We start from the raw sequence: 22,869 nt of genomic DNA, 5'->3' as shown, positions 1-22,869 counted from the left end.
TACGTTTCAAGCTAGGCGGTTTTCCGCAACGCTTTCTTGTCGATCTTGCCCACCGAGGTGAGCGGAATGGCATCCAGGAAGAACACTTCCTTCGGCACCTTGTAGGGCGACATGTTTTCCCGGCAGAAACTGTCCAGCTCTGCCTTCAGATCGGTTTCGCTCTTGTCGCAATCTGCGCTGCGTTCAACATAAAGCTGCACGATTTCGTTGCCGGGGCGGTTGCTGTCCGGACGGCCAACCACGGCGCACATGCCCACCCAGGGCAGGCTCTGCACCTTGCCTTCCACTTCCACGGAAAACACCTTGTAGCCACCGACAATCAGCATGTCCTTGCTGCGATCACAGACGCGGACAAAGCCGTCTTCGTCCATGACACCGATATCCCCGGTGTGCATCCAGCGCTTGCCGTCGATCTCCTGCAGCGCTTTTTCCGTGGCCTCCGGCATGGCCAGATAGCCCTGCATCACCTGGGGACCGGCAGCGATGATTTCCCCGGGCTCACCCAGCGGCATCGCGTTGCCCGTATCCACATCCACAATGCGCACCTCCGTGCCCGGCAGCGGGATACCCACATGGCCTTCCTTGAAGTGGGAGGCCGGGTTCAGGGTGATCACCGGGCTGGTTTCCGTCATGCCGTAGACTTCGCAGAACTTGTTCTTGCCGATCACACTTTCCAGCCGCTGCACTTCTTCCTTGGCAAAGGGCGCCGCCCCGGAAATAGCCATGCGCAGGCCGCTGAAATCCAGGCTCTTGAAGGTCTCGTTGGCACACAGCATCTGATACAGCGCCGGCACCGCCGCCAATACCGTGGGCGTTCGCGCTGTCATTTCGGCAACGAAGTGATCGATATCACGGGGATCAGGAATCAGCAGAAAGGTGGAGGCGGTGCGCAGGGCGTTGAACACCACCGCCGCGCCGCCGATATGAAACAGCGGAAACGCGGAGGCCACGGTTTCCTCGCCGGTGCGATAGCCGTAAAACACATTAGCCTGCAGGTTGTTCATGAACAGATTGCGCGAGGTCAGCCTGGCGCCCTTGGGCAGACCGGTGGTTCCACCGGTGTACTGCAGGTACAGCACTGCATCCATATCCACGTGCGTGTTCACCGGCTCGGCCGTGTCCGGCAAGTGATCGTGCAGGGACATCACCTGCACACCTTCGTGAGTCTCTTCCAGGGCCTCGCCCTGCCCGGTCATCAGGTCCATGGGGCCGGAGACGATCACTGTGCTCAGGGTGTCCACCTTGCCCAGCACCGGCGGCATCGAGGTCTGCCAGAACGGCATCAGCGTGAGCAGGATTTTCACCTGGGCATCATTGGCCTGATGGGTAATTTCCGGCGGCATCATCAGCGGGGAAATGCTGGTGCTAACCATGCCCAGCCGGGCCGCCGCGATAAAGGCCACCACGTACTGGGGCGTGTTGGGCATCTGCAGGCCCAACACATCGCCGGCCCTGGCACCCTGGGCAGTAAACAGCGCGGCCATACGGTCGGCCAGGTGATCCAGTTGCTGGTAGGTAATCGCCTGGCCCAGGAACACCAGGGCTTCCCGGTCGGGAAACTGTTCCGCATAGTCGCGCACGTAATCGGACAGGGTTTTCTCGGGCAACGCAGGCAACGTATGCCAGTCGTAACCCAGGGATTCATAGGTGGACAGCCAGGGGCGGTTATCCGATGTCATAGTGGGCACCTTCGGGAATAGTGTTGAGGTGATAGGCGTCCGGGTGACGCTCGGCATCGCGGTAGGCGTTGCGGGCCAGGGGAATCAGCCGCAGCTTTCTCGGTGTCAGCGCATGCAGCACGCGGTAAACGCCACACCAGGCACGGAACAATCGCTGGTCCGTCTTGCTCCAGGGGATATGGAATTTTTCCCGGAACTGATGCGGCAAGGTGGCGCGCAGGTTGAAGCGCATAAAGCGCCCCATAACAATCAGAATCAGGCGCCAGGCCGTATCGGGAATGCGGCTGCCCGGCGGCTTGGGAATTTCCAGATAATGTTCCGGGCTCATCAGGTCCTGAACCACCTCGCCCCACTCCAGGCTGTCGCGGATGATGCCGTGGAAATAGGCCCAGTAGTCACTTTCCGTGGCGGGCAGGTCTTGGTCGCGAATGCCCATCATCTTGCCCAGTTGCCGCCACTCCACAAACATGGCCCGGCGCTGTTCGGCAGTGGGCGACTTGCCCAGCATTTCATGCATACGGATGGTGGCGTCGTAACCGGTGATGTGGACCCAGCTATAGGCTTCCGGGTCCAGGGCGAAGTACTTGTTGCCGTGCTTGTCCACGCCCTTGATGGTGCGGTGCAGGTCACGCAGCTTGATGCCCATCTCGATGGCTTTCTGCGGGCGCGCATAGACGATAGGCCAGAGCAGTTCCGTGGACCGCTTGGCGCGCCCCCAGGGGTCGGTCTTGTAGACCGAGTGCTCGCCCACCCCGGCATCGATGATCGGATGCGCCACCTGCAACACGAAGGCCTGGGGCAGCATCAGATGAAACCGCCAGGAGCCGAAGTCCTGCCAGGTGTAGGAATCCGGGCCCAGGGGCTGAGGGATATCGCGCGGTGTGTCAGTGGCGGTTTGTGTCATGGCAAATCCTGTCGATGCATACTCGATTGAGACAAATATTAAAATACGTCTCAATTGATCACACAGACAAGCGCATCACACAGTTTTCGCGTTTCTGTTTAGCGCGTTTTGGTCAAGGCAAGGAACATAATGTCAGGGGGTCAGCAGCGGGCGCAGATAGTCATTGGCCCACTGGCGCACACTGGCCTCGTTAGCCGGGTTCATCACGCCGTCCGGCGACAGCACCATGGACTGGGTCAGGCGCAGCATCAGCTCGGCCAGGGCCTCGGACGATTGCTTGCGAATGGCGCCCTTCTCCTGCTCCTGATCCAGCATGCTGGCCATATACATCCGGAAGAACCCCATCATCTGCCACAGGCGCTGGGTAAGAATCGGCAAGATGGTTTCCGGCTCGGAGGTAAGTAATCGCTGCAACAGGGGATGGTGATGGGCGCGGGTCACCGCCAGCACAAAGGATTCCAGCACCCGTTCCACACCGTTGTCGATCTGTGCCAGTTCCGCTTCGATCCTGGCCAGCTGTTGCTGACACTCACGCAGGATCACCACCTGGATCAACTGGTCCTTGTCGGCAAACCGGCGGTAGGCCGTGGCCCGGCCGATACCGGCCTTGCCGGCCACATCTTCCATGGTGGTGCGGCGCAGGCCGAATTCCACAAACAACGCCAGCCCCGCATCGAGCACCTTCTCGTAGGTCTTGTCCCCTTCCGGCACCTGCAGGTTTTTCAGCAGGGTTTTCGACGCGGCCGTTTTGCGTGACATTCAGACTCCCAGTGTGTGCCCGGTGGTTTCCATGGCTTATACCGCATGGTCACCGTGGTCGGCAAATCCGATCCCGGACTCGCCCACCCGCAACAGGACGCCCTTACGCTGACCGGGCCATGGCCATCAGGTGCACATCCGCATTGCCGAACAGGCCATCCACGCCGGTCACCCGTTTCACATAGTGGCCCACGCCCAGCTCGTCGGTCATGCCCATGCCGCCGTGAATCTGGATGGCTTCCTGGGCGATCTTGCGTCCGGCCCGACCCAGCTGGGCCTTCATGGCATGGACGGCCTTGGCCGCATCTGCATGGCCTTCCACCGTCTTCAACGTGGCCGCCAACAATAACGAGCGGGTCTGTTCCATGGCGATGAACATGTCTGCCATGCGGAACTGCAGCACCTGAAACTTGCCGATGGGCATGCCAAACTGCTGGCGGGTCTTGCTGTATTCCACGGTCTCGTTGAGCAGCACGGACAGGCTGCCCACGGATTCCGCCGACAGGGCCAGCAGGCCTTCATGGAGCACATCCCGGGCGATGGCATAGCCGCCATTCAGTTCACCGATGCGGGCCGCCTCGGATACTTTCACCTGATTGAAGCGAATCTCTGCGCCCTGGCGACCGTCAACGGTACGGTGAGCCACCCGCTCCACACCTGGCGCATTGGCATCCACCAGAAACAGGCTGAGGCCATCCTGGTCGCCGGGCTGGCCCACAGTGCGTGCCAGCACCACCAGCAGGTCCGCCTGGTCACCGTTCATCACACAGCTCTTGGTGCCGTTCAGTACCACCTCACTGCCTTTCAGGTCGGCGGCCATGGCGGTGTTTTCCAGAGTGAACACCCGCTCGTACTCTTCTGCAGCAAAGGCCACCTGCAGCTTGCCTTCCAGCAAGGCGGGAATGGTTTCCGCCCGCTGGGCCGCGCTGGCCTGGCGCAGAAAACCGCCGCCCAGCACCACGGTGGCAATATAGGGCGCCATGATCAGGCCCTCGCCCAGGGCTTCCAGCAGCACCATGGTTTCCAGCGGGCCCATGCCCAGGCCGCCGTGCGCTTCCTCGAACGGCACCGCCAGCCAACCCAGGTCGGCAAACTGCTGCCAGGTGGCCGCATCCAGTGGCATCAGCTTTTTGTTCTGGCGATGTTTTTCCACATCACTGTTGTCGCGCACAAACCGCTTGGCGCTGTCCGCCAGCATTTGCTGTTCTTCACTCAACTGAAAATTCATCGTTGTTCTCCATTCCCGGGCGACTGTCGGCCTTCGCCGCTCAAGCCTTCACCATGCACAGCATGGTTTCCCACAAAAACCTGACACCGCCGAGAGCCCCTGTGGGAAGTCATGCTTGCATGACGAATCCCGCCCCCTCGGTAACCCTCAAAGCCCCAACACCGCCTTGGCGATAATCCCGCGCTGCACTTCATTGGAGCCGCCATAAATGGAACAGGCCCGCGAGTTCAGATAATGGGGCATGGCAGTGAGTGCATACTCCGGCCCGATCACCGGCTGTTCCTGGCCCGGCACCAGAGCCTGGGGTTGCCAGATGACACTCTGGCTACCCAGGGTTTCAATGCGCAGCTCGGTAACGTTCTGCAGCAGCTCGGTGCCGAGAATCTTGCTCATGGACGACAACGCCCCCGGGTCCTTACCCGCCGACAGGGCGGACTTGATACGCATCTCGGTGAATTCCAGCGCCAGCACATCCGCTTCCAGAGCGGCAAACTTGTGCTGCCATACCGGGTCTTTGGTCAGGGGGCCAAAGGCAGTCTGCTGCTTCTCGGCCATCAGGCGGATCTTTTCCAGCATCACGTTCAGGCCCGGGGCATATTCCTGGCCGCCACGCTCGAAGGTGAGCAGGTACTTGGCCACAGTCCAGCCATCATTTTCTTCGCCCACCCGGTTCTTCTGCGGCACGCGCACATTGTCGAAGAACACCTGGCACTGCTCCGGCACTTCATCCAGGCCGACAATGGGCTCGATGGTGATGCCCGGCAGGTCCATGTCCAGCAGCAGGAAGGTAATGCCCTGCTGGGGTTTGTCGTCACGGTTGGTGCGCACCAGCGCGAACATCTTGTTGGCGTAGTGGGCGTAGGTGGTCCAGATCTTGGTGCCGTTGAGGATGTAGTCGTCGCCATCCTTCTCGGCAAAGGTCTTCAGGGAGGCCAGGTCGGAACCGGAGCCCGGCTCGGAATACCCCTGGCACCAAAAGTGCTCACCGCTGAGAATCTTCGGCAGATACTCTTTCTGCTGCTCCTCGGTGCCGCAGCCGATCAGGCAGGGGCCGCACATGTGCAGGCCCATGGGCACCAGCGGCGGCGTCTCTGCACGGACCAGTTCCTCCGCGAAGATGGCCCGCTGGGTCACGCTCCAGCCGGTGCCGCCGAATTCCTTCGGCCATTGCGGCGCCGCCCAGCCCTTGTCGTTGAGAATGCGCTGCCAGGCCATGGCTTCCTTCACCGGCGCAAACACCGAGGTCACCATCCTGCCCGCTTCCCGAATTTCCGGGGTCAGGCTCTCCTCCAGAAAGGTGCGTACCTCATCCCGAAACGCCTTCTCCTGCTCCGGCACCCGCAGATCCATACCCTACTCCGCTGTTATCAGACTCAGTGGACCCAGTGTACGGGAGACAAAATGAGACACTAATGACGATTCGTATCACGGCCCTGGCGCAAAGCGTCAAAGGTCCACCCACTGCTACGCCTTTGCCACCACAAGATGGCGCCACCAACCACGCCCCGCCAAACCAACTCAGCTATACTGCCCCGATATTCCATGCAGACAGGCAACACCCGCTTATGAGCATCAACTGGTTCCCCGGCCACATGAACAAGGCCACCCGCGAGATCCGCGAGATCCTGCCCAAGGTGGATCTGATCATCGAAATCGTCGACGCCCGCCTGCCCTACAGCAGCGCCAACCCGGTGATCGAGAATTTCCGCGCCGACAAGCCCTGTCTGAAACTGCTCAGCAAAAGCGACCTGGCCGACCCGGCCATCACCCAGCAGTGGCTCGACCACCTGCAGCAGGACCCCACCGTCCGCGCCCTGGCCATCACCACCCACAAACCGGAATCCATCCGCAAACTGGCAGAAACCTGCCAGCAGATGGTCAACAAAAAGCGGGACCGGGCCACCACCATCACCGCCCTGATCACCGGCATCCCCAACGTGGGCAAATCCACCTTCATCAACACCCTGGCCGGCCGTCAGGTGGCCCGGGCCGGCAACGAACCGGCGGTGACCCAGCGCCAGCAACGCATCGAACTGGGCGGCGGCCTGATCCTCATCGATTCCCCCGGCATCCTCTGGCCGAAAATCGAAAACCGTAACAGCGGCTACCGCCTGGCTCTCTCCGGCGCCATCAAAGCCACTGCCATGCAGGAAGACGACGTGGCCCTGTTCGCCGCCGAATACTTCATGCAGGCCTACCCGCAACAAATGAAAGAACGCTTCAAACGCGACGACCTGCCCGAAGAAGGCGTGCCCTTCCTGGAAACCATCGGCAAACAGCGCGGCTGCCTGGGCAGCGGCGGCCACGTGGACTTCGACCGCGCCGCCACCCTACTAATCAGCGAATACCGCGGCGGCAGACTCGGCCACATCACCCTGGAAACCCCGGCCATGGCGGAGAAAGAGCATGTGAAGGTAGCGGAGATACGCAGGCTGAAAGAGGAAGAGAAGGAGGCGAAAAAGAAGGCCAGGAAGGCGGCGTATAAGGCGAAGGGGCAGAAATAGGTTACCGCCATCACCAGCGCCTTCCGCTTCAACGAAGGCGACAGCCACCTGCGCATGGTCATCGTCGACGAAGCCTTCATACATATGGAGTAAAGCAGCCTGAGCTTCACACTGAATACTCAGGCAAGCCATATCGGACATACTCCCCTGTCCTAAATGTGGGGAAAAGTGCTTTTCTAACCGAATTAAGCTCTTTTCTGTTAGTTCAATAGCAGACAAGGAGCATAAATATGGCGAGCAAAAGCTCTACTTGCATGAATAAGCGAGGCGAACCGCTCACTGAGTATGAATTTGAGATTCAAGCTGAAAGTGCCGCAGATTATATCAACACGATATATGGGAACGACCTGATTCCTTATGATTGCACCAAATGCAGATACTGGCACCTGACGCCAAAGAGCAGACACACCCCAAGCCGGACGTGCGATTACTGCACGAGCGCTTCAGGTAAACCCAAAAGCCTTTATGAGACAAGAAAGGGTGCAGACAGGCGTGCCAGTATACTAGCCGAGCAAGGTACCCCAAACCTGCGCGTCTACGAATGCCCCCATGACAATGGCTGGCATCTGACCAGTTCCAGTTGGTAACTGTCTAATCACTAAACCCGCGATAAACAGCTAGGAAGAGGGCCCTCACCGGCTTCACACCCTTCTTCCTGGCTATGAGCCAGATGAAGCTTCCACCAATATTCGTATCGATTACAAAGACACCATCTAAATATCAAATTGGTTTCTCTCTCTCGAGAGAAAAATACCTCCTGCCAAATATTTGAAGCGTAAAACAAGGGGAGCATGGATGCCACATTTTCCTCCGGGTTTAGCGCTGAACAGAGATCAGAAAAATCGGCAAGCGAAAACTTCCGCCCCGGCTCCCGCCAGTGACTGATAACCTTATTGGGATCAGATTCATCAGACGCCACATGTCGCTTATCGTTTCTCCGCCAGGCCGATGAGAAACCGCGGTGACTGGTTATTTCACCTGTCCTGGGCGGCTTATCTGGCCAGTCACCCCGTGATTTCCTGAATGAGACACAAGCCAACATATCAATCAGCCTGGCATTGGAACTCTTGGCTTTGAAATCCGGATTAAGAGGTATCAAGCTCAAGAACCACGGAACAGGCTTTAGATCGCCAAATTCAGGGATTGATATGTGAAACAAGACATCCATCAAAGCAAGCCAAGACAAAATTGAATTGTCGAAAATTGAGATTAAATCTGTGTTTAGACCAGCATACTTTATGTCAGATACCGACGGGTAAGGCCCGGTCAAAAACCCGTTACCGGGCGCGACCGGATCTATTATATTTACTCTACCCGCTTTGCCCTCATTTCTTAATTTGTTTAAAGCCTCAGCAAGATCAGAACTATCATGAAACTCCTCAGGGTCAAGCATCATAGCAATGGGCAAAAAATCAAACTTCTCGACATTTCTAGCCTCATCTATAAGCGCTTCATAGCTTGATGAGTACGAAGCTAATATATGAGAAACGAGAGAGCAGATAGGCAATCCCCCTTTTCTATCTTCTGGGTGATTTCCTAAGCCAGATTTCTGCTTTTTTCTGCACCAGTAGTCATTTAGCTTTCCGACCAACCTGTCGATCTCAGAATCATTCGCTGAGAAAGATAAAACCTTGCGGGCTTCATCACTTCTGATGCCCACTTCATTGTGCAGAAAGGAGGACATCTTTCTTTTCAAAGCCAATCTTTCCATCAACCGAATAGAAAACAAGTCATCCATTGTAAACACGGGCCTATCGCTCATTTTTGAATCTAGCTCTGCTGATAGGCCTGATCCACTAGCTGCCTTGCCTTATCCCAATCCTCTGCAGTACGGATATTCACCTCCAGATCCCCCGTACCCCAGTGCCCAATACTGCTCATATCACGGCTGAAGCTGTTTTCTTCACCCAGTGAACCCGGGAGTTTTAGGTACATAACCAGGCGCGTGTCTTTGCCCGGCATCACCAGTACGGAGACGAAGTTACGGATGCGTTTGAAGGCGGTGTAGAGCTTGAGCTCCTTGCGCTGGACTTCATCGCCCAGCTGCTCGATGTAGCTGCACACCGTGTCGTATAGCTTAAGCAGTTCGGGTGACGCCAACTCCAGTCGCTCTTGCTGGGATTTGTCGCCGCTGCTCTTGCCGGCTTTGCGGCTACTGGTTTTCGCTGTGCGTTTCGTCTGGGGGGACGAGGCTGTCGGGATCAGGGAACCGCTGGCGGTCTGGGCGTTGACCAGTTCCAGCAGTAACAGCTCGCTACCGAAGTAGCGGTAGCGCATCAGTTCGATATTACGATTTATCTGCTGGACGGCGTGCTCGTCGTACTTGTTGAAGTCTGAGGCGATGCAGATCAGGCGCGTGCCGCCCCATTCGATGGATGCGGCCACCTCCCTGCCAATCTGCTCCATTACCAACAGCTTGAACTCGGCCTGGTGGTCCAGCAGCCAGTCCAGGTAGAACAATCCCTGGTTGATCACGTTCTCATTGCTGTGGCGCTTGTACTCGACGATCACTGGACAGCCGTTCTCGTCCAGCCCAAGGGAATCGATGCGCCCCTTATGGGTTTTGCCGGTGCCATACTCGGTGGCCAGGAAGCGAACACCAAGCAGGACCTCCATGTTGGATTCCACATGGAGCTGAAGATCCTTTTCCAGCTTTACCGCGCTGCCCGCAAGCTCGGTTACGCTATTGCCTTTGAGCTGGAACAGTTTGATATCACTCATCTTTCTCTCCAGCCATCAACTCAACCGTCGGATCTGGAAATAGCTCCACCATCGCCGATACCGTAATAAGAAGAAGCTTGGCTTTCTCACGGGTAAACGAGGAATCCGGCTCTGCTTCATGGGCTGCTGAGTGGAGCACGTTCTGCATATGGCCTCTCAACGAAAAAAGCCGCTGATCCAGCGTCATTGCCTCTTTCTCTGCTCTAGAATCTGACGCGGACGCTTCCATAGCTGAAAAAATGTTCCTCTTGTCCTTTCTACGCTCGCGAAGTCTCTCTTCCGCTTGCCTCAGTCTTGCCACGCACTCCCTATATAACCCTGACTCGAAAAGCGCTCTCGCCGCATACAGTAGACTATAGACAGAATCTTCCCTCTCACTGCCATCTGCCGGGAACGATAAATCATGGAACAGGTACTTCCTATACCCTGCAGAAGACAGAATATTCCCCCATTCCTGAACATTCTTATGTAGCGATTCATGGCCATTAAGGTGCCAATCCTCTATAGCACCATTCTGAGCATGCACTCTCAGCGAAGCTTGTATTTGCACCGATAAATCCTTGCCTGCTCGCTCTTTCTCAAAGACCTCCAGCAAAGGATAACCAACATGACCGGCATATATGATTTGCGTCTCATTGCCGTTAAAGGCTTGTGGCTGGTACGTTTGGTACAAATCGAACCGAGGCCAAGGCAACTGGGGGCCTTGAGCATTTATCTGAAGAGATCCGGATAGAGGAATAGCGTTAATACCATTATCGGAAACCCTTCCCTTGAGATAAACCTCAATCCACGCACCAGCAAGAGCTGGCCGAGCAATCACATTCTTCGCACTAATATCAAACGCCACATAAGATCCATCTTTCAAAAAACTCACATCCTACCCCTTTCTTACCTTTGCTTTAGCTTTCTTCACCGGCTTGGCCTCTGCGCGTTCAGCCTTGATCTTTTCCAGCAGGGCGTCGGCGCTGTTTTCGCCGCTGATCAGGTCCGGGTTGTCTTTGCGCCATTGTTCGGTGAGTTCGCCGCGGAAGGCCTTGGCGAGGATGGATTGGGTGAGGTTATTGACCCGCTCCAGGGCGTTGTTGATCTGGGTTTCAATGGTGTCGGCGTAGTCGAAGAGTTGGTCTACGCGGCGGACGATTTCGATTTGCTCCTGCTTAGGGGGAACTGGAATTGCATAATCCCTGCATATTTCAAGTGTTAAATTAAACTGGCCAGCAGTCGCCTTTGCCTTTGATTTTGTTTCTTCCAAAAGCAGGTAGTCTCTTAAACATAAAGAAAGATAACCAGGTGTAACACCACAAACCGGCCTAAATATACTGATGGCTTGGTTTAAATTCCACTCTGGATAAGTATTAGGAAGAATAGAAACCTTTCCCAAAGGGGGACCAACTATATTCATCAGAACATCGCCAGGGTATGCCTTGGAGCGCTTTAAGAATGTTTTGTGGGTTTCCTCTGAAACAAAAGTAGGATCTATAGAAAAATCCAAATTGCCGCTGAATGTTAGATTATAAACTTTGACAAATGGAATCTTCTCTAATTCACTCATTTGCTCCTTTTTTGGGGTTGTTCCCTTAGTAATCAGGTCACAGATTTCTTCTGCTCTAAACCAGCCCCAAGTCAATGGAATATCATATGGAGCTTCCTTTTCTTCGAATCTAGGAGGATCCGAACACTTCTTATCATGAAGATTGAAATAACTCTCTCTCTCCATCTTAATTTTATTCTCAGAAACCACCTCGCATTGGTAAAATGACCGCCACTCCTCCGTCAACTTCCCGCTCACGGCGGCGGCGAGGACGGATTGGCGGAAGCGTTTGAGGGTTTTCGGGATGCGTTCGAGGCGGGCTTTGGTGCTTTCCACCTGGGCCAGCAGGGTGTCGAGTTTTTCGGCGATGGCTTTTTGTTCGGCTAGGGGAGGCAAGATAAACGGTAATTTCTTCGCGTTAGCTCCAGAAATCTCTTTGAATGTAGTCCCCGTCCCCATACTTTCTGCAACATGACGAATGCTTCGCAAGTAGTAATAGCAGTAAGATGAGTCTATCCATTCCGGTATAACGAAATTCTTAAATCCTTGGTTAGTAGAAATTTCATTCTTAGCAATAGCCACATACCCAATTGGAGCACGGCTACTAAAAAGCAAAGTACCGGAGGGCATCAATTTAGCTGAACTCGAATCATAGCCCTGCTGACTCAGATCGCGAGCACCATGCGCTATATATTTACCTGAATAATTGCTCAAGTCTGCCGGCGTTAGCCAGGATATTTCAGAACCAGGCTCAGAAAAATTCTCTGGCTGACTAGCTTTAGGGGTGCCTCCAGCAACAACATCTGTCACTTCACCGATTTTCAGTGGCAACCATTCGGATGGGATATTGTGTCTTTCAATCACTGAACATCCCCGAACATTTCACCGATTAAAGACTTCTGAACATCAGCTTTTTCCCCAGCCCCCAACTCCCGCATCAACCCATCCAGCTCGCCCAATGCCTGTACCAGCTCACCCATGGCTTCCCCTGCCAATACTTCCGGCTCTGGCAGATTGGCGGCATCCACGCTGTCGCTGTCCTTGAGCCAGGCAATATCCAGCGAGTCGCTCTTGTGATCGGCGATCCATTCGCGGGTGAAGCAGCGCCAGCGGCTTTTGATGAGTTGTTCGTCGGCGTCCTGGTTTTCTTCGGCTTTTTTTGCATCGGCGCTTAGATCAATTTCTTCGGCGTTGAAGCTGTATTCGCCTTCGGTGCGGTTGGAGGGGTGGGTTATCGCCTGCAGGCAGGCTCCTACAGAATCGTCTGGGGCGTAGACGGCCTCGAAGGGTTTGAGGTGTTGTTCGCCGAAGGGGGTGCGTTTGCCGAAGCTGGGCATGTTGGTGCGGAGGTCGTAGACCCAGACGTTTTCGGTGCAGTTTTCTTCTTGCAACTTATCCTTGGCGCTGCCTTTGGTGAAGAACAGCACGTTGGTTTTGACGCCCTGGGCGTAAAAGATGCCGGTGGGCAGGCGCAGGATGGTGTGCAGGTTGCACTTGTTCATCAGATCGCGGCGCACCTCGGTGCCGACACCGGCTTCGAACAGCACGTTGTCCGGCAGCACCACGGCGGCGCGGCCACCGGGTTTGAGGTTGCGGTAGATGTGTTGCAGGAAGGCGAGCTGTTTGTTGCTGGTCTTGTAGGTGAGGTCATCCCGGGTGATGGAGGCTTCGCCGCCCTTGGCAGTGCCGAAGGGGGGATTGGCGAGGATGATGTCCGCTTTTTCCAAACCCTGCCCTACCTGACCCAGAGCGTTGCCGAGATGCACTACGCCGTCTTCGTCCCCTTCCATGCCGTGGAGCAGGCAGTTCATCAGCGCCAGGCGGCGGGTGGAAGGCACCAGTTCTACGCCGATAAAGGCCTTGTTTTTCTGGAATTTGGCGTCCTTGGCACTGAGATCCAGATAGTCATCGGTCTGCGTGCGCATGTACTGGTCGGCCGAGACCAGGAAGCCGGCGGTGCCGGCGGCCGGGTCCTGAATGGTTTCGCCGATTTGCGGCCGGATGCAGCGCACCATGGAATCGATCAGGGCGCGCGGAGTGAAGTATTGCCCGGCGCCGGATTTGGTTTCGTTAGCGTTCTTTTCCAGCAGGCCTTCGTAGAGATCGCCGAGGCCATCTTTCTGGGCGCTGAACCAGTCGATCTGGTCCAGGGTCTTGATCATTTGCTCCAGATGGCGCGGTTCGCGCAGGCGGGTCTGGGCGTCGGCGTAAATGGCGCTGATGAGCGGGTCTTCGTGGACCGGCTTGCCGTCATTGTCCTTGCCGGTGGAGAGGCTGAGCAGGATGCGCTTGTAGTCGTTAAGAAGGTTGATGCCGGATTTCTCGTTGAGATCGGTCCAGCGGCAACCTGGCGGCAGCGGGTGGTTTTTCAGGGTGCCCGCTTCGGTGTTTTCGTGAACCATCTTGATAAACAGCAGCAGCACCAGCTCGGTGACGTAGTCGGAATAGTTGATGCCGTCGTCGCGGAGAACGTCGCAGAGGTTCCAGAGTTTCTGGACGATATCGTTGTTAGTCATGAAGATGTTTCCGTTATTCCATTAGCGCTATGCGTGCTCGATGAGCAGTTCGCATAGCGGCTGGTTGATGTAGTAGTTGGCGCGACCAATCTTTTCCTTGTGCAGGAAGCCATGGTCGACCAGCAGATCCAGATAGCGGGTGGCGGTAATGCGGCTAACACCCAGGTCGCTCATCACAAAGTCAATTTTGGTATAGGGATGATTGAACAGGTTGTTGAGCAGCTCCTGCCGATAGATCTTGGGCAGCTCTTCACGCATGCGGTGCTTGTAGTGCTGCATGAGCTGCTTGATCTGGTTAATCAACTGGATGGTGGTCTGGGAGGTTTGCGCGACGCCTTCCAGCATGTAGAGCAACCAGGGCTCCCAGTTACCGGTGTCCCGCACGGCCTGTAGCTGGGCGTAGTAATCGCCCTTGTTACGGATGATATAGCGGCTGAGATAAAGCACCGGCAGATCCAGCAGCCCCTTGGCCACCAAGTAGAGAATATTGAGGATGCGCCCGGTGCGGCCATTGCCATCGTAGAAGGGGTGGATACTTTCGAACTGGTGGTGAATGACGGCCATCTTCACCAGCTCATCGGCATCGCAGCAGGCGTCATCGTTGATGTATTCCACCAGGTTGTTCATGAGTGCATCGATGTCGCGGGCATCCTGGGGTGGGGTGTAGACCACTTCGCCGGTCTGTGAGTTTTTCAGCTCGGTGCCCGGCAGTTTGCGAAAGCCTGCCTTGTTGCGCTCCAGCTGTTGCTGCACGGCGATGATGTCGTGCAGCCGTAACAGCCGCTGGGTGCGCGCGACCCGGAAGCCTTCCTGCAGGGCAAAGGCGTAGTCCTGCACTTCCTTGGCGGCAGGGTTGGTGACCGCTTCGGCAAACAGGTTAGCCTTGTAGAGCTCGTCGTGGGTGGTGACGATGTTCTCGATTTCGGAGCTGTCCTTGGCCTCTTGCAGGGTGAGGGTGTTGATCAGGATGGCTTCGTTGGGGATGGTGGCAGCTACCCCTTTGAGTTCGGCCAGATAACGGTGCGCCTCTGCGGTTTTCTTGAGCACGGCGCGAGTTTCAAAGCGCTCGATATCCTCAAGAGGCAGCGGGGTGACGGTGGTCATGGATGGTGCTCCGTTTCGGCCGTTTTCTATAGGTATCGCGATATCAGGTATAGGAAACCGCAATTTGCTATACATATTCGCATAGCTATATATAGAAAATACGATTTTTTATATATATTAGCCTGCATCCTGGGGTGGCCAGATCGCTTCGCCCAGCTCATCCAGCACCGTATCCAGCTGATTTTCCAGCACTTTATCCAGCATTTTGACGCCACCCTGCTCGCCGAAGCGCTGGTTGACGAAGTCCCGATCGATGATGACTTCGTGGACCAGCTGTTTGGCCAGACGCTCCAGCCACTTGAGTTGGTTGGGGGCCCAGCTGTGCTGAGCGTAGATGCGGTCCATGGCTTCCGTGACACGCTGCTCGAAGGGTTTGAGGGCTTCGCCCAGGGCGGCGCGGCGGATGTGGCCGACAATGCTGGCGGCGATGTCCTTGTTGGTCTGGTTGCGCACGGCGCTTTGCAGCTTGGCTTCGGTGTAGCCGTTGTTGTCCAGTAGCAGGCGCACTTCCTTGAGCTGCTCGCGGGTGAGGTCGCGGGGCTTGTTGACCACCACGGCCAGGGCGGCGGAATCATTGAGCTGGTGCTTAATGAACTGGTTGAAGCTGTCCAGGTAGTCTTCCGGGCGCTGGTACTTGCCGTAGCTCTGAGTGCGGTCTTTCAGTTCATCGTCGTGATCAGAGATCAGCGGCATGCGTTCGCTGCCGAGCAGCACTTTGACTTCCGCCAACTGGTCGATCAGGCCGCCATGCTGCTGCAGGAAGGCGGCAGCCTGTTTGGGGCCGAGATCGTGCAGGTGTTTGTGGAGAGTTTTCGGCTCCACGCCCCACAGCTGCTCCAGTTCGCTGAGCTTGGTTTTGACCTGGGGGTTGGTGTCCGCCTTTTGTCCGGCCTTGCGCAGCACCTGCATGAGTTTTTGGCTGAGCTGGCTGAGCACCACGTCGGCATGGCTTTCGTCCTGCTGTTCCCCGGGGGCGTTAAGGGCCTGCTCCAGGGTATCCGGGTTGGCCAATTCGTTGACCAGCTGCTCCAGGGTGATGTTTGGGTCTTTCACCAGGGGCTTCATGGTGTTCACGTCATCCAGGGCGGCGTAGATATCCACCGGGTCGTAGATGCGGAATACTGTCTTGCCGATGTCGTCGCAGCGGCGGGTGGCGCGGCCGATCATCTGTTCGTAGAGGATGCGCGAGCGCACCCGGCGCAGGAATACCAGGTTGCAGATAGCGGGTACGTCGATGCCGGTGGTGAGCAGGTCTACGGTGATGGCGATGCTGGGGTAACGCTCGTTCTTGTACTGGCTGATCAACTGGGACACCTTGTCGCTCTGCCCGGTGATCTTGGCGACGGCGGCCTGGTTGTAAGTGCCGTTGTAGAGCGCTTTGAAGGCATCATCAAGCAGGCGTTTGACCATGTCGGCGTGGCGATCGGTGGCGCAGAAAATCATGGTCTTTTCGTCGCCGAAGGGGTCGAGCTCTTTCACCAGTTGTTCGCAGATCACCCGGTTGAAGTTTTCGTTGATGACCTGCTTGTTGAAGGTGTCGACCTCGAAACTCACTTCGTCTTCCAGCTCGGCGGTTTCCACGGCGCCGCTCCGGGTGTTGATGACGGACACTTTTGTACCCTTGTCGAACTTGATGCCTTCTTGGGTGAGCTGGGTTTCATAGCGAATGGGTGGCTCGTGGTCGATGAGCCAGTCGTCCGCCACGGCTTCCCGGTAGGAATAGGTGTAGACCGGTTTGCCGAAAATGTCGCTGGTGTGTTTGGCCGGGGTAGCGGTGAGGCCGACTTTGACGGCATCAAAGTAATCCAGCACCCGGCGGTAGCTGGACAGGTACTGGCTGGCATCGCGAGTGGCCAGCTCGCCTTCGGTCATTTCCTGATCCAGGGTGTACCCCCGGTGGGCTTCATCGACGATGATGCAGTCGTAGGCATCTACCGGCGGCGGGGTGTCGCTCATGAACACGCGCTTGACCATGGCCTGCACGGTGGCCACTTGCACACGAGTTTCCGCTTCAGCAGCCATGTCGCCCAGCTCGGCCACATTATAGATCTTAGACAGTGTCTGGTTCTGTTCCAGGGGGGCTTCATTGAAGGCATCAATGGCCTGCTGGCCCAGCGCCGAGCGATCCACCAGAAAGAGAATGCGCTTGAAACGTTCCGCTTTCAGGAAGCGGTACATCAAGCCGATAACGGTGCGGGTTTTGCCGGTGCCGGTGGCCATGGCCAGCAGAGCCCGACGGATGTCTCGTGACAGGGCGTCTTCCACCGCATGAATAGCTTTTACCTGGTAGTCGCGCAGCTTCAGATAGCCGAAGGGTTCGCTTTGCAGCGCCTGCTCGGCTTTTTCCTTGCTGCGTTTGAGCTGATCCAGCAGGCCTTCCGGGGTGTGGAATTTGGGTAGTGCGCGCTTGGTGTTGCTGGGTGCGCGGACATCCCGGAACCAGGTGCCGGATTGCTCCGCCAGCTGCGGCACATAGGGGCGGCCATTACAGGAATAGACAAAGGGCACGCTGTAATGGCTGTCGTTTTCATCTGGCCAGGCAATGGTGCGCCCGGCCAGTTCCCAGGCGGGTGTGAGCGGCGGGCTGACTTGAAAGCCCTTGCTGTAGCGTTCTGCCTGGCGGATCTTGCCCGCCACATTGGTGTTTTCCTTTTTTGCTTCGACCACGGCGATGGGGGTAAGGCCTGCGAACAGCACATAGTCAGCGCGGCCTTTCTTGCCCCCATAGGTGGTGGGCCATTCTGCGATGGCCCGGTTATGGCCTTTCTCCGGGCGGGCACCTTTCTGGTAGGTGAGTTCTTCGCTGTCGGCTTCCCAGCCTTCTTCCTGTAGCTGGTTATCGATGAGTACGCGGGTCAGGGCTTCATCCAGCACGATTTCCTTGCTGGCGGCCTGGGTCTGGGTGGCCACGTACTGCATCTGGCTGGTGGCCGCTTTCTCGCCCTGCTCTTTCAACTGCTGCTGCAGGGTCTGGATGGTTTTTTCGTAATCTTGCTGTTGCTGCTTTAGCGCGACTTCATGGCCTTCTGCCTGTTTGGCCAGAGCGCGAGACTCTTCATCCATTGCCAGCGCCAGGGCTTCATATTCCGCTTTTTCTTTTTCAATCAGGTCATTGAGCTGCTGACTGGAATCCAGGCTGACGTTGGCTTCCTGCAGCTCATGCTGGAGTTTTTCGATTTTCACCTGTAGCTGGCGCTGCTGAGTACTGGGGTCTTCGGGGGGCGTGAAGGGGCCAGGTTTGAAACCGGCTCCCGCCTTGCCGAAAGCACGGTGGAACCAGGTAGCCAGGGCGCGGGCCACTTTCAGCCCATCCATGGCTTCACGGTGCTGGGTGCGGAACTGGTGGGTGGCCTTGTTACCCTCGATACGCAGGGTGTGGAACAACTCTCGCACCACCGGCTCGAAGCGCAGCTCGCGATTCAAGCGATAGAGCAGGTCCGCCTGGGAGGTTTGTTCATCAAAGTCGACACCGGCACGTGCTGCCAGATGTTGGGTAATGGCTTCCGCAAACTGACGCAGCTTGATCAGGGTGGTGTTGGGATCACTCGCAAAGGCCCGCTCCGCCGACGTCGCCAGCTCCACGAACAGTGGATCGTGCTCTTGCAGGAAATCGAAATTGGTCGAGGTGGTTCCCTGGTTCAATGCTGCCCCCAAATCCTTTCAGGTGCCGGTTTAGTGTCCCTGTCACCAGCGATATCAGCCACCACCCTGGCAGCCTGAAGTTTATTCATATTTGCTGTGAACCTTATCACAAGGCCACAGGGCTGCCAGCTTTCTCTGGCTACTTTTCGCATCTGGCTGGGCGCTTTCGAATCACACTACTGGTCTAGGCCAGGTCCCGCGTTTTGAGAGCCGCTATTCTCTTCTATACCCCTTACGTGCGTCACATCGCCGAATTCCTACGGCGGGGCTGGAAACCGGCATGAGAGACACTTCACCCATAAGTCGGCGATCTCAGGAGCAATCAATGTCGAAAGAATGGCAAAATTTCGACATGGTCAACCGGTATGTCGATTGAATCGACATCCGCAAGGCGCTGAGTTGTCACAAATTTTGTGACAACTGGGACTTTCGCTTGCGCATTTTCTAACGAAAACCGGGGCCTTTGCGGCCAGTATTGAGATTTTGCGAATGAAATAGTGAGGTTTTCTTGAACGTGGGCGTTTCGCACCTCGAGAGGTGTTATTCGCTGCGCTCACCCTTTGGGCCGCACGGAACGACGTGCGTTACTTCGCTACGCTCCGTTCCTGGCGCAGGATTAGCTTTTCGTGGAACCGCCAGATTTCAGGCACAAAAAAGCCCGGCTGTTTCCAGCCGGGCTTTTTTGTATCTCGATTGGTCGGGACGGGAGGATTCGAACCTCCGACCCCTTGCACCCCATGCAAGTGCGCTACCAGGCTGCGCTACGCCCCGAGATGTGCTTGGCAGGCATAGCTACCAAAGCGGCGGCAATCATAGCGGATTTGGTGGGGGGATGGAACCGATAAAGTGCTGTTTGGTCAGGGTTTGAGCGATGGGGGAATTGTCGGGTTTGTCGCGAGCAGGTTCGCGCCTCGAGAGGCGTACTCGCTGCGCTCACCCTCCGGGCCGCCCTGCGGGCGTTACTCCGCTTCTCTACGTTCCTACAGAGGATGGGTGCTTTGTAGAGGGCTGTTCATCATGCAAGCATGATTTCCCACAGTGGCCGGGGTTATCAGTTGGTTACGGAGGGCATGAAAAAGCCCCGGGAGCTAGGCTGCCGGGGCTTTTTCGCCATCGGAGATGGCGGGGAGCGGTTGGTGCTGAATCAGGAGGCTTTCAGGACGTCGAGGACCTCTTCCATTTCCACGATCATCTGCTTGATGATCTGGTGGTACTGGGTGGCCTGTTCCACGTTGTTGGCGCCGGTGAGCTGCTGACGGGCACCGCCGATGGTGAAGCCCTGATCGTAGAGCAGGCTGCGGATCTGGCGGATCATCAGCACGTCTTGGCGCTGATAATAGCGACGATTGCCACGGCGCTTGACCGGCTTGAGCTGGGGGAATTCCTGCTCCCAGTAGCGCAGTACGTGCGGTTTTACGTCACACAGGTCGCTGACTTCACCAATGGTGAAATAACGCTTCCCTGGAATCGCCGGTAATTCGTCGTTATGACTTGGTTCCAGCATAGTCCTCAACCCGTTGTTTTAATTTTTGTCCTGGACGGAAGGTGACAACCCGGCGGGCGGTGATGGGAATTTCCTCACCGGTTTTCGGGTTGCGGCCTGGCCGTTCACTCTTGTCCCTGAGATCGAAATTGCCGAAGCCGGAGAGTTTCACGGGCACGTTGTTTTCCAGCGAATGGCGGATCTCTTCGAAGAACATCTCCACCATTTCTTTCGCTTCACGTTTGTTCAGGCCAAGCTCCTCGAACAAACGCTCGGCCATGTCCGCTTTGGTCAGCGCTCCCATCAATAGCTCCCTAACCCTTCCTTAATCAGTCCCTTAAGGCGGCGTTAAACTGTTGTTTTAACTGGGATACTACGGCATCCACCAGGTCGTTTACCTCTTGATCCTTAAGAGTGCGTGAACGGTCCTGGAAGGTCAAGCCCAAAGCGAGGCTTTTGCGATTTTCCCCGATGCTATCACCTTGATATATATCAAAAATCCGCACCCCTGTGAGACGTTCGTCACAGGCGCCACGGACCGCCGCGACCAGCTCGCCAGCGAGCACGCTGTCTTTGACCACGAAGGCCAGGTCGCGACGCATGCGTGGCTGGTCGGAGACGCCGGCAAAGTGCGGCAGTACGCCGTCCAGCAGCGGGGCCAGGGCCAGTTCGAAGGCGTACAGCTGTGCGGGCAGATCCAGATCCGCGGCCAGGCGCGGGTGGATGCGACCCAGGTAGCCGACCACTTCGCCGTCACGCTTGAGCGCAGCAGTCTGGCCCGGGTGCAGGGCCGGGTGCTCGCCGGGGGCGAAGCTGAAGGCGTCGGCGTCGGACAGGGTCAGTAGCGCTTCCACGTCGCCTTTCAGGTCGAAGAAGTCCACCGGGCGCTTGCCTTCCCAGTTTTGCGGCTGGGCGCTGCCGTAGAGCAGGCCGGCGATCATGGGAGTCTGTTCCAGGCTCTCTTCACCCTCAGACGAACCGGTGGGCACGAAGCGCAGGCCGGTTTCGAACAGGCGCAGGCGGTCGGCCTGACGGTTCAGGTTGTGGCGGGCGGTGCTGAACAGGCCGGCCAGCAAGGTGGTGCGCATGACGCCCAGGTCCGTGGAGATGGGGTTAAGCAGCGGCAGCGGCTCCACCCGCGGTTCCACCTGCTTGAGCAGGCCCGGCTCCACGAAGGTGTAAGTGATCGCTTCCAGGTAGCCGCGGTCGATCAGGGCGTCGCCCAGGCGGCGCTGGTTGACGGTCTGCTCGGCGACGGGTTCGCCGGAGGGGGAACCGGCAGGTACACGGCTGGGCAGCTTTTCATAGCCGTAGATGCGCGCCAGTTCCTCGATCAGGTCGGCTTCGATGGCCATGTCGAAGCGCCAGCTGGGGGCCAGCACCATCCATTCCTTGCCGCTTTCCTGGGTGGACACTTCCATGCCCAGGCGGCTGAGGATGTCTTCCACCTGTTCGGCGGGCAGGCCCATGCCGAGCAGGCCTTCGATGCGGTCTGCACGCAGGGTGATTTCTGCCTGGCCCGGCAGGTGTGCTTCGTCCACCGCTTCGCTGACCGGGCCCGGCTGACCGCCGGCGATCTCCAGGATCAGGGCGGTGGCGCGTTCGATGGCCTCGTTCTGCAGCTGCGGGTCCACGCCACGTTCGAAGCGGTGGGAGGAATCCGTGTGCAGGCCGTAGGAGCGGGCCTTGCCGGCGATGGCCAGGGGCGCGAAGAAGGCGCATTCCAGGAAGATGTCCTGGGTGTCGCTGGTGACGGAGGACGGCTTGCCGCCCATGACGCCGGCCAGGGCCAGGGCCTGGCTGTCGTCGGCGATCACCAGGGTGTCGTCGCGCAGGGTCAGTTCCTGGTCGTCCAGGGTGAGCAGTTTTTCTTCGGCGTTGGCGTTGCGCACGGTGATGCCACCGTTGAGCTTGGCCAGATCGAAGGCATGCAGGGGCTGGCCCAGTTCCAGCAGCACGTAGTTGGTCACGTCGACAATGGGATCAATGGTGCGCAGGCCGGCACGGCGTAGGCGCTCGATCAGCCACAACGGGCTGTCGGCATTGACGTTGACGCCCTTGATCACGCGGCCCAGGTAACGGGGGCAGCCCTGGCTGTTTGCCAGGTTCACGGTGAGGGTGTCGTCGATGGCCGGGGCCACCTTGTCGATGGCCGCATTGATCAGCGGGCTCTGGTTCATCACCCCCACTTCGCGGGCGATACCGCGCAGGCTCAGACAGTCTGCCCGGTTGGGGGTCAGGTCCACTTCGATGACGGCATCATCAAGCTGCAGGTACTTGCGGAAGTCGGTGCCCACCGGAGCGTCGTCCGGCAGTTCCATCAGGCCATCAATAAGATCTTCCAGGCCCAGCTCGGAGGCGCCGCACAGCATGCCGGACGATTCCACGCCACGCAGTTTGGCTTGCTTGATCTTGAAGTCGCCGGGCAGGACGGCGCCCACCTGCGCGAAAGGGATTTTCAGGCCGGGGCGCACGTTGGCCGCACCGCAGACCACCTGGGTGGTATCGGCGCCATTGCTGACCTGGCAGACGCGCAGTTTGTCTGCATCCGGATGCGGCTCGCAGCTTTCCACCTGGCCGACGACCACGCCGGTGAAGGCCGGGGCGGCCGGTTCCACGGCATCCACTTCCAGGCCGGCCATGGTCAGTTGCTGCACCAGGGTGTCGGTATCGATGGCGGGGTTGACCCATTCCCGCAACCAGGCTTCGTTAAAACGCATTGTCGAATTCCTTTAAATCATGGGAGTTTCTGTTTGGCCGCCGGGGGAGTTCGCCTTGTGAACAAGGCTCCAACGGCG

Annotated in this window: 16 protein-coding genes and 1 tRNA gene; 1 reads left to right on the top strand and 16 read right to left on the bottom strand. The window is 57.4% G+C overall.

Translation table 11 applies throughout. The annotated features are described in order from the left end of the window. Positions 1-11 precede the first annotated feature (11 nt). The 5 genes from Q0Y02_RS16110 to Q0Y02_RS16090 all read right to left on the bottom strand — a co-directional run bounded on the left by Q0Y02_RS16110 (position 12) and on the right by Q0Y02_RS16090 (position 5,920). Positions 12-1,679: an AMP-binding protein gene (locus Q0Y02_RS16110; RefSeq protein ID WP_297770763.1), complete on the bottom strand. Its 1,668-nt coding sequence runs from the start codon at positions 1,677-1,679 to the stop codon at positions 12-14. Then, the gene (locus Q0Y02_RS16105; RefSeq protein ID WP_297770760.1) at positions 1,666-2,583 is read right to left on the bottom strand and encodes an oxygenase MpaB family protein; all 918 of its coding nucleotides are present in this window, start codon (positions 2,581-2,583) and stop codon (positions 1,666-1,668) included. Before Q0Y02_RS16105 ends, Q0Y02_RS16110 begins: the two co-directional genes overlap by 14 nt. A gap of 132 nt (positions 2,584-2,715) precedes the next feature. Beyond that, positions 2,716-3,342, bottom strand: coding sequence for a TetR/AcrR family transcriptional regulator (locus Q0Y02_RS16100; protein WP_297770757.1), 627 nt, complete (start codon positions 3,340-3,342; stop codon positions 2,716-2,718). A 103-nt stretch (positions 3,343-3,445) separates the two neighbouring features. Beyond that, a complete protein-coding gene (locus Q0Y02_RS16095; protein WP_297770755.1) occupies positions 3,446-4,570 on the bottom strand; it encodes an acyl-CoA dehydrogenase family protein in 1,125 nt (374 codons plus the stop codon). A gap of 147 nt (positions 4,571-4,717) precedes the next feature. Beyond that, positions 4,718-5,920, bottom strand: a complete 1,203-nt coding sequence (locus Q0Y02_RS16090) for an acyl-CoA dehydrogenase family protein (protein ID WP_297770752.1) — start codon at positions 5,918-5,920, stop codon at positions 4,718-4,720. Positions 5,921-5,982: 62 nt separating this feature from the next. Between Q0Y02_RS16090 and ylqF the strand changes: the two genes are divergently transcribed. Continuing rightward, positions 5,983-7,074 (top strand): ribosome biogenesis GTPase YlqF, encoded by a 1,092-nt coding sequence (gene ylqF / locus Q0Y02_RS16085; RefSeq protein WP_297770749.1) that lies wholly within the window; start codon positions 5,983-5,985, stop codon positions 7,072-7,074. A gap of 598 nt (positions 7,075-7,672) precedes the next feature. On the opposite strand, the gene Q0Y02_RS16080 is transcribed toward ylqF, so the two are convergent. The 11 genes from Q0Y02_RS16080 to pheT form a co-directional block, all read right to left on the bottom strand. Next, positions 7,673-8,812 carry a hypothetical protein gene (locus Q0Y02_RS16080; protein WP_297770746.1) on the bottom strand — a complete coding sequence of 380 codons (1,140 nt, stop codon included), beginning with the start codon at positions 8,810-8,812 and terminating at the stop codon, positions 7,673-7,675. 32 nt (positions 8,813-8,844) lie between these two features. After that, the gene (locus Q0Y02_RS16075) at positions 8,845-9,795 is read right to left on the bottom strand and encodes a DUF5655 domain-containing protein (RefSeq protein WP_297770743.1); all 951 of its coding nucleotides are present in this window, start codon (positions 9,793-9,795) and stop codon (positions 8,845-8,847) included. After that, positions 9,788-10,669, bottom strand: coding sequence for a hypothetical protein (locus Q0Y02_RS16070; protein WP_297770741.1), 882 nt, complete (start codon positions 10,667-10,669; stop codon positions 9,788-9,790). The genes Q0Y02_RS16075 and Q0Y02_RS16070 overlap by 8 nt, the downstream gene beginning before the upstream one ends. A gap of 3 nt (positions 10,670-10,672) precedes the next feature. Then, positions 10,673-12,190 carry a restriction endonuclease subunit S gene (locus Q0Y02_RS16065; RefSeq protein WP_297770738.1) on the bottom strand — a complete coding sequence of 506 codons (1,518 nt, stop codon included), beginning with the start codon at positions 12,188-12,190 and terminating at the stop codon, positions 10,673-10,675. Beyond that, on the bottom strand, positions 12,187-13,842 hold the full coding sequence (locus Q0Y02_RS16060) for an N-6 DNA methylase (protein ID WP_297770735.1): 1,656 nt from the start codon (positions 13,840-13,842) through the stop codon (positions 12,187-12,189). The genes Q0Y02_RS16065 and Q0Y02_RS16060 overlap by 4 nt, the downstream gene beginning before the upstream one ends. Before the next feature lie 27 nt (positions 13,843-13,869). After that, positions 13,870-14,946: a Fic family protein gene (locus Q0Y02_RS16055; protein ID WP_297770732.1), complete on the bottom strand. Its 1,077-nt coding sequence runs from the start codon at positions 14,944-14,946 to the stop codon at positions 13,870-13,872. 117 nt (positions 14,947-15,063) lie between these two features. Continuing rightward, positions 15,064-18,588 (bottom strand): type I restriction-modification system endonuclease, encoded by a 3,525-nt coding sequence (gene hsdR / locus Q0Y02_RS16050; protein WP_297770729.1) that lies wholly within the window; start codon positions 18,586-18,588, stop codon positions 15,064-15,066. Between the two features lie 694 nt (positions 18,589-19,282). Further along, a tRNA-Pro gene (locus tag Q0Y02_RS16045) sits at positions 19,283-19,359 on the bottom strand. A gap of 373 nt (positions 19,360-19,732) precedes the next feature. Beyond that, complete coding sequence (locus Q0Y02_RS16040) at positions 19,733-20,092, bottom strand: MerR family transcriptional regulator (RefSeq protein ID WP_297770726.1); 360 nt, start codon at positions 20,090-20,092, stop codon at positions 19,733-19,735. After that, positions 20,073-20,375 (bottom strand): integration host factor subunit alpha, encoded by a 303-nt coding sequence (gene ihfA / locus Q0Y02_RS16035; protein WP_035249053.1) that lies wholly within the window; start codon positions 20,373-20,375, stop codon positions 20,073-20,075. The genes Q0Y02_RS16040 and ihfA overlap by 20 nt, the downstream gene beginning before the upstream one ends. A 25-nt stretch (positions 20,376-20,400) precedes the next feature. Beyond that, entirely contained in the window at positions 20,401-22,791 is a 2,391-nt protein-coding gene (gene pheT / locus Q0Y02_RS16030; RefSeq protein WP_297770723.1) for a phenylalanine--tRNA ligase subunit beta, read from the bottom strand. Between the last annotated feature and the right edge of the window lie 78 nt (positions 22,792-22,869).

It is taken from the genome of uncultured Alcanivorax sp., from assembly GCF_947258575.1.
Taxonomy (GTDB): Bacteria; Pseudomonadota; Gammaproteobacteria; order Pseudomonadales; family Alcanivoracaceae; genus Alcanivorax.
Note: the sequence above shows the minus strand (reverse complement) of the source record. Positions and strands in the feature narration are given on the sequence as shown.

Coding starts and splice junctions, on each gene's coding strand:
- Q0Y02_RS16110 (WP_297770763.1), bottom strand. CDS start 1,679: ATGACATCGGATAACCGCCCCTGGCTGTCCACCTATGAATCCCTGGGT.
- Q0Y02_RS16105 (WP_297770760.1), bottom strand. CDS start 2,583: ATGACACAAACCGCCACTGACACACCGCGCGATATCCCTCAGCCCCTG.
- Q0Y02_RS16100 (WP_297770757.1), bottom strand. CDS start 3,342: ATGTCACGCAAAACGGCCGCGTCGAAAACCCTGCTGAAAAACCTGCAG.
- Q0Y02_RS16095 (WP_297770755.1), bottom strand. CDS start 4,570: ATGAATTTTCAGTTGAGTGAAGAACAGCAAATGCTGGCGGACAGCGCC.
- Q0Y02_RS16090 (WP_297770752.1), bottom strand. CDS start 5,920: ATGGATCTGCGGGTGCCGGAGCAGGAGAAGGCGTTTCGGGATGAGGTA.
- ylqF (WP_297770749.1), top strand. CDS start 5,983: ATGACGATTCGTATCACGGCCCTGGCGCAAAGCGTCAAAGGTCCACCC.
- Q0Y02_RS16080 (WP_297770746.1), bottom strand. CDS start 8,812: ATGGATGACTTGTTTTCTATTCGGTTGATGGAAAGATTGGCTTTGAAA.
- Q0Y02_RS16075 (WP_297770743.1), bottom strand. CDS start 9,795: ATGAGTGATATCAAACTGTTCCAGCTCAAAGGCAATAGCGTAACCGAG.
- Q0Y02_RS16060 (WP_297770735.1), bottom strand. CDS start 13,842: ATGACTAACAACGATATCGTCCAGAAACTCTGGAACCTCTGCGACGTT.
- Q0Y02_RS16055 (WP_297770732.1), bottom strand. CDS start 14,946: ATGACCACCGTCACCCCGCTGCCTCTTGAGGATATCGAGCGCTTTGAA.
- Q0Y02_RS16040 (WP_297770726.1), bottom strand. CDS start 20,092: ATGCTGGAACCAAGTCATAACGACGAATTACCGGCGATTCCAGGGAAG.
- ihfA (WP_035249053.1), bottom strand. CDS start 20,375: ATGGGAGCGCTGACCAAAGCGGACATGGCCGAGCGTTTGTTCGAGGAG.
- pheT (WP_297770723.1), bottom strand. CDS start 22,791: ATGCGTTTTAACGAAGCCTGGTTGCGGGAATGGGTCAACCCCGCCATC.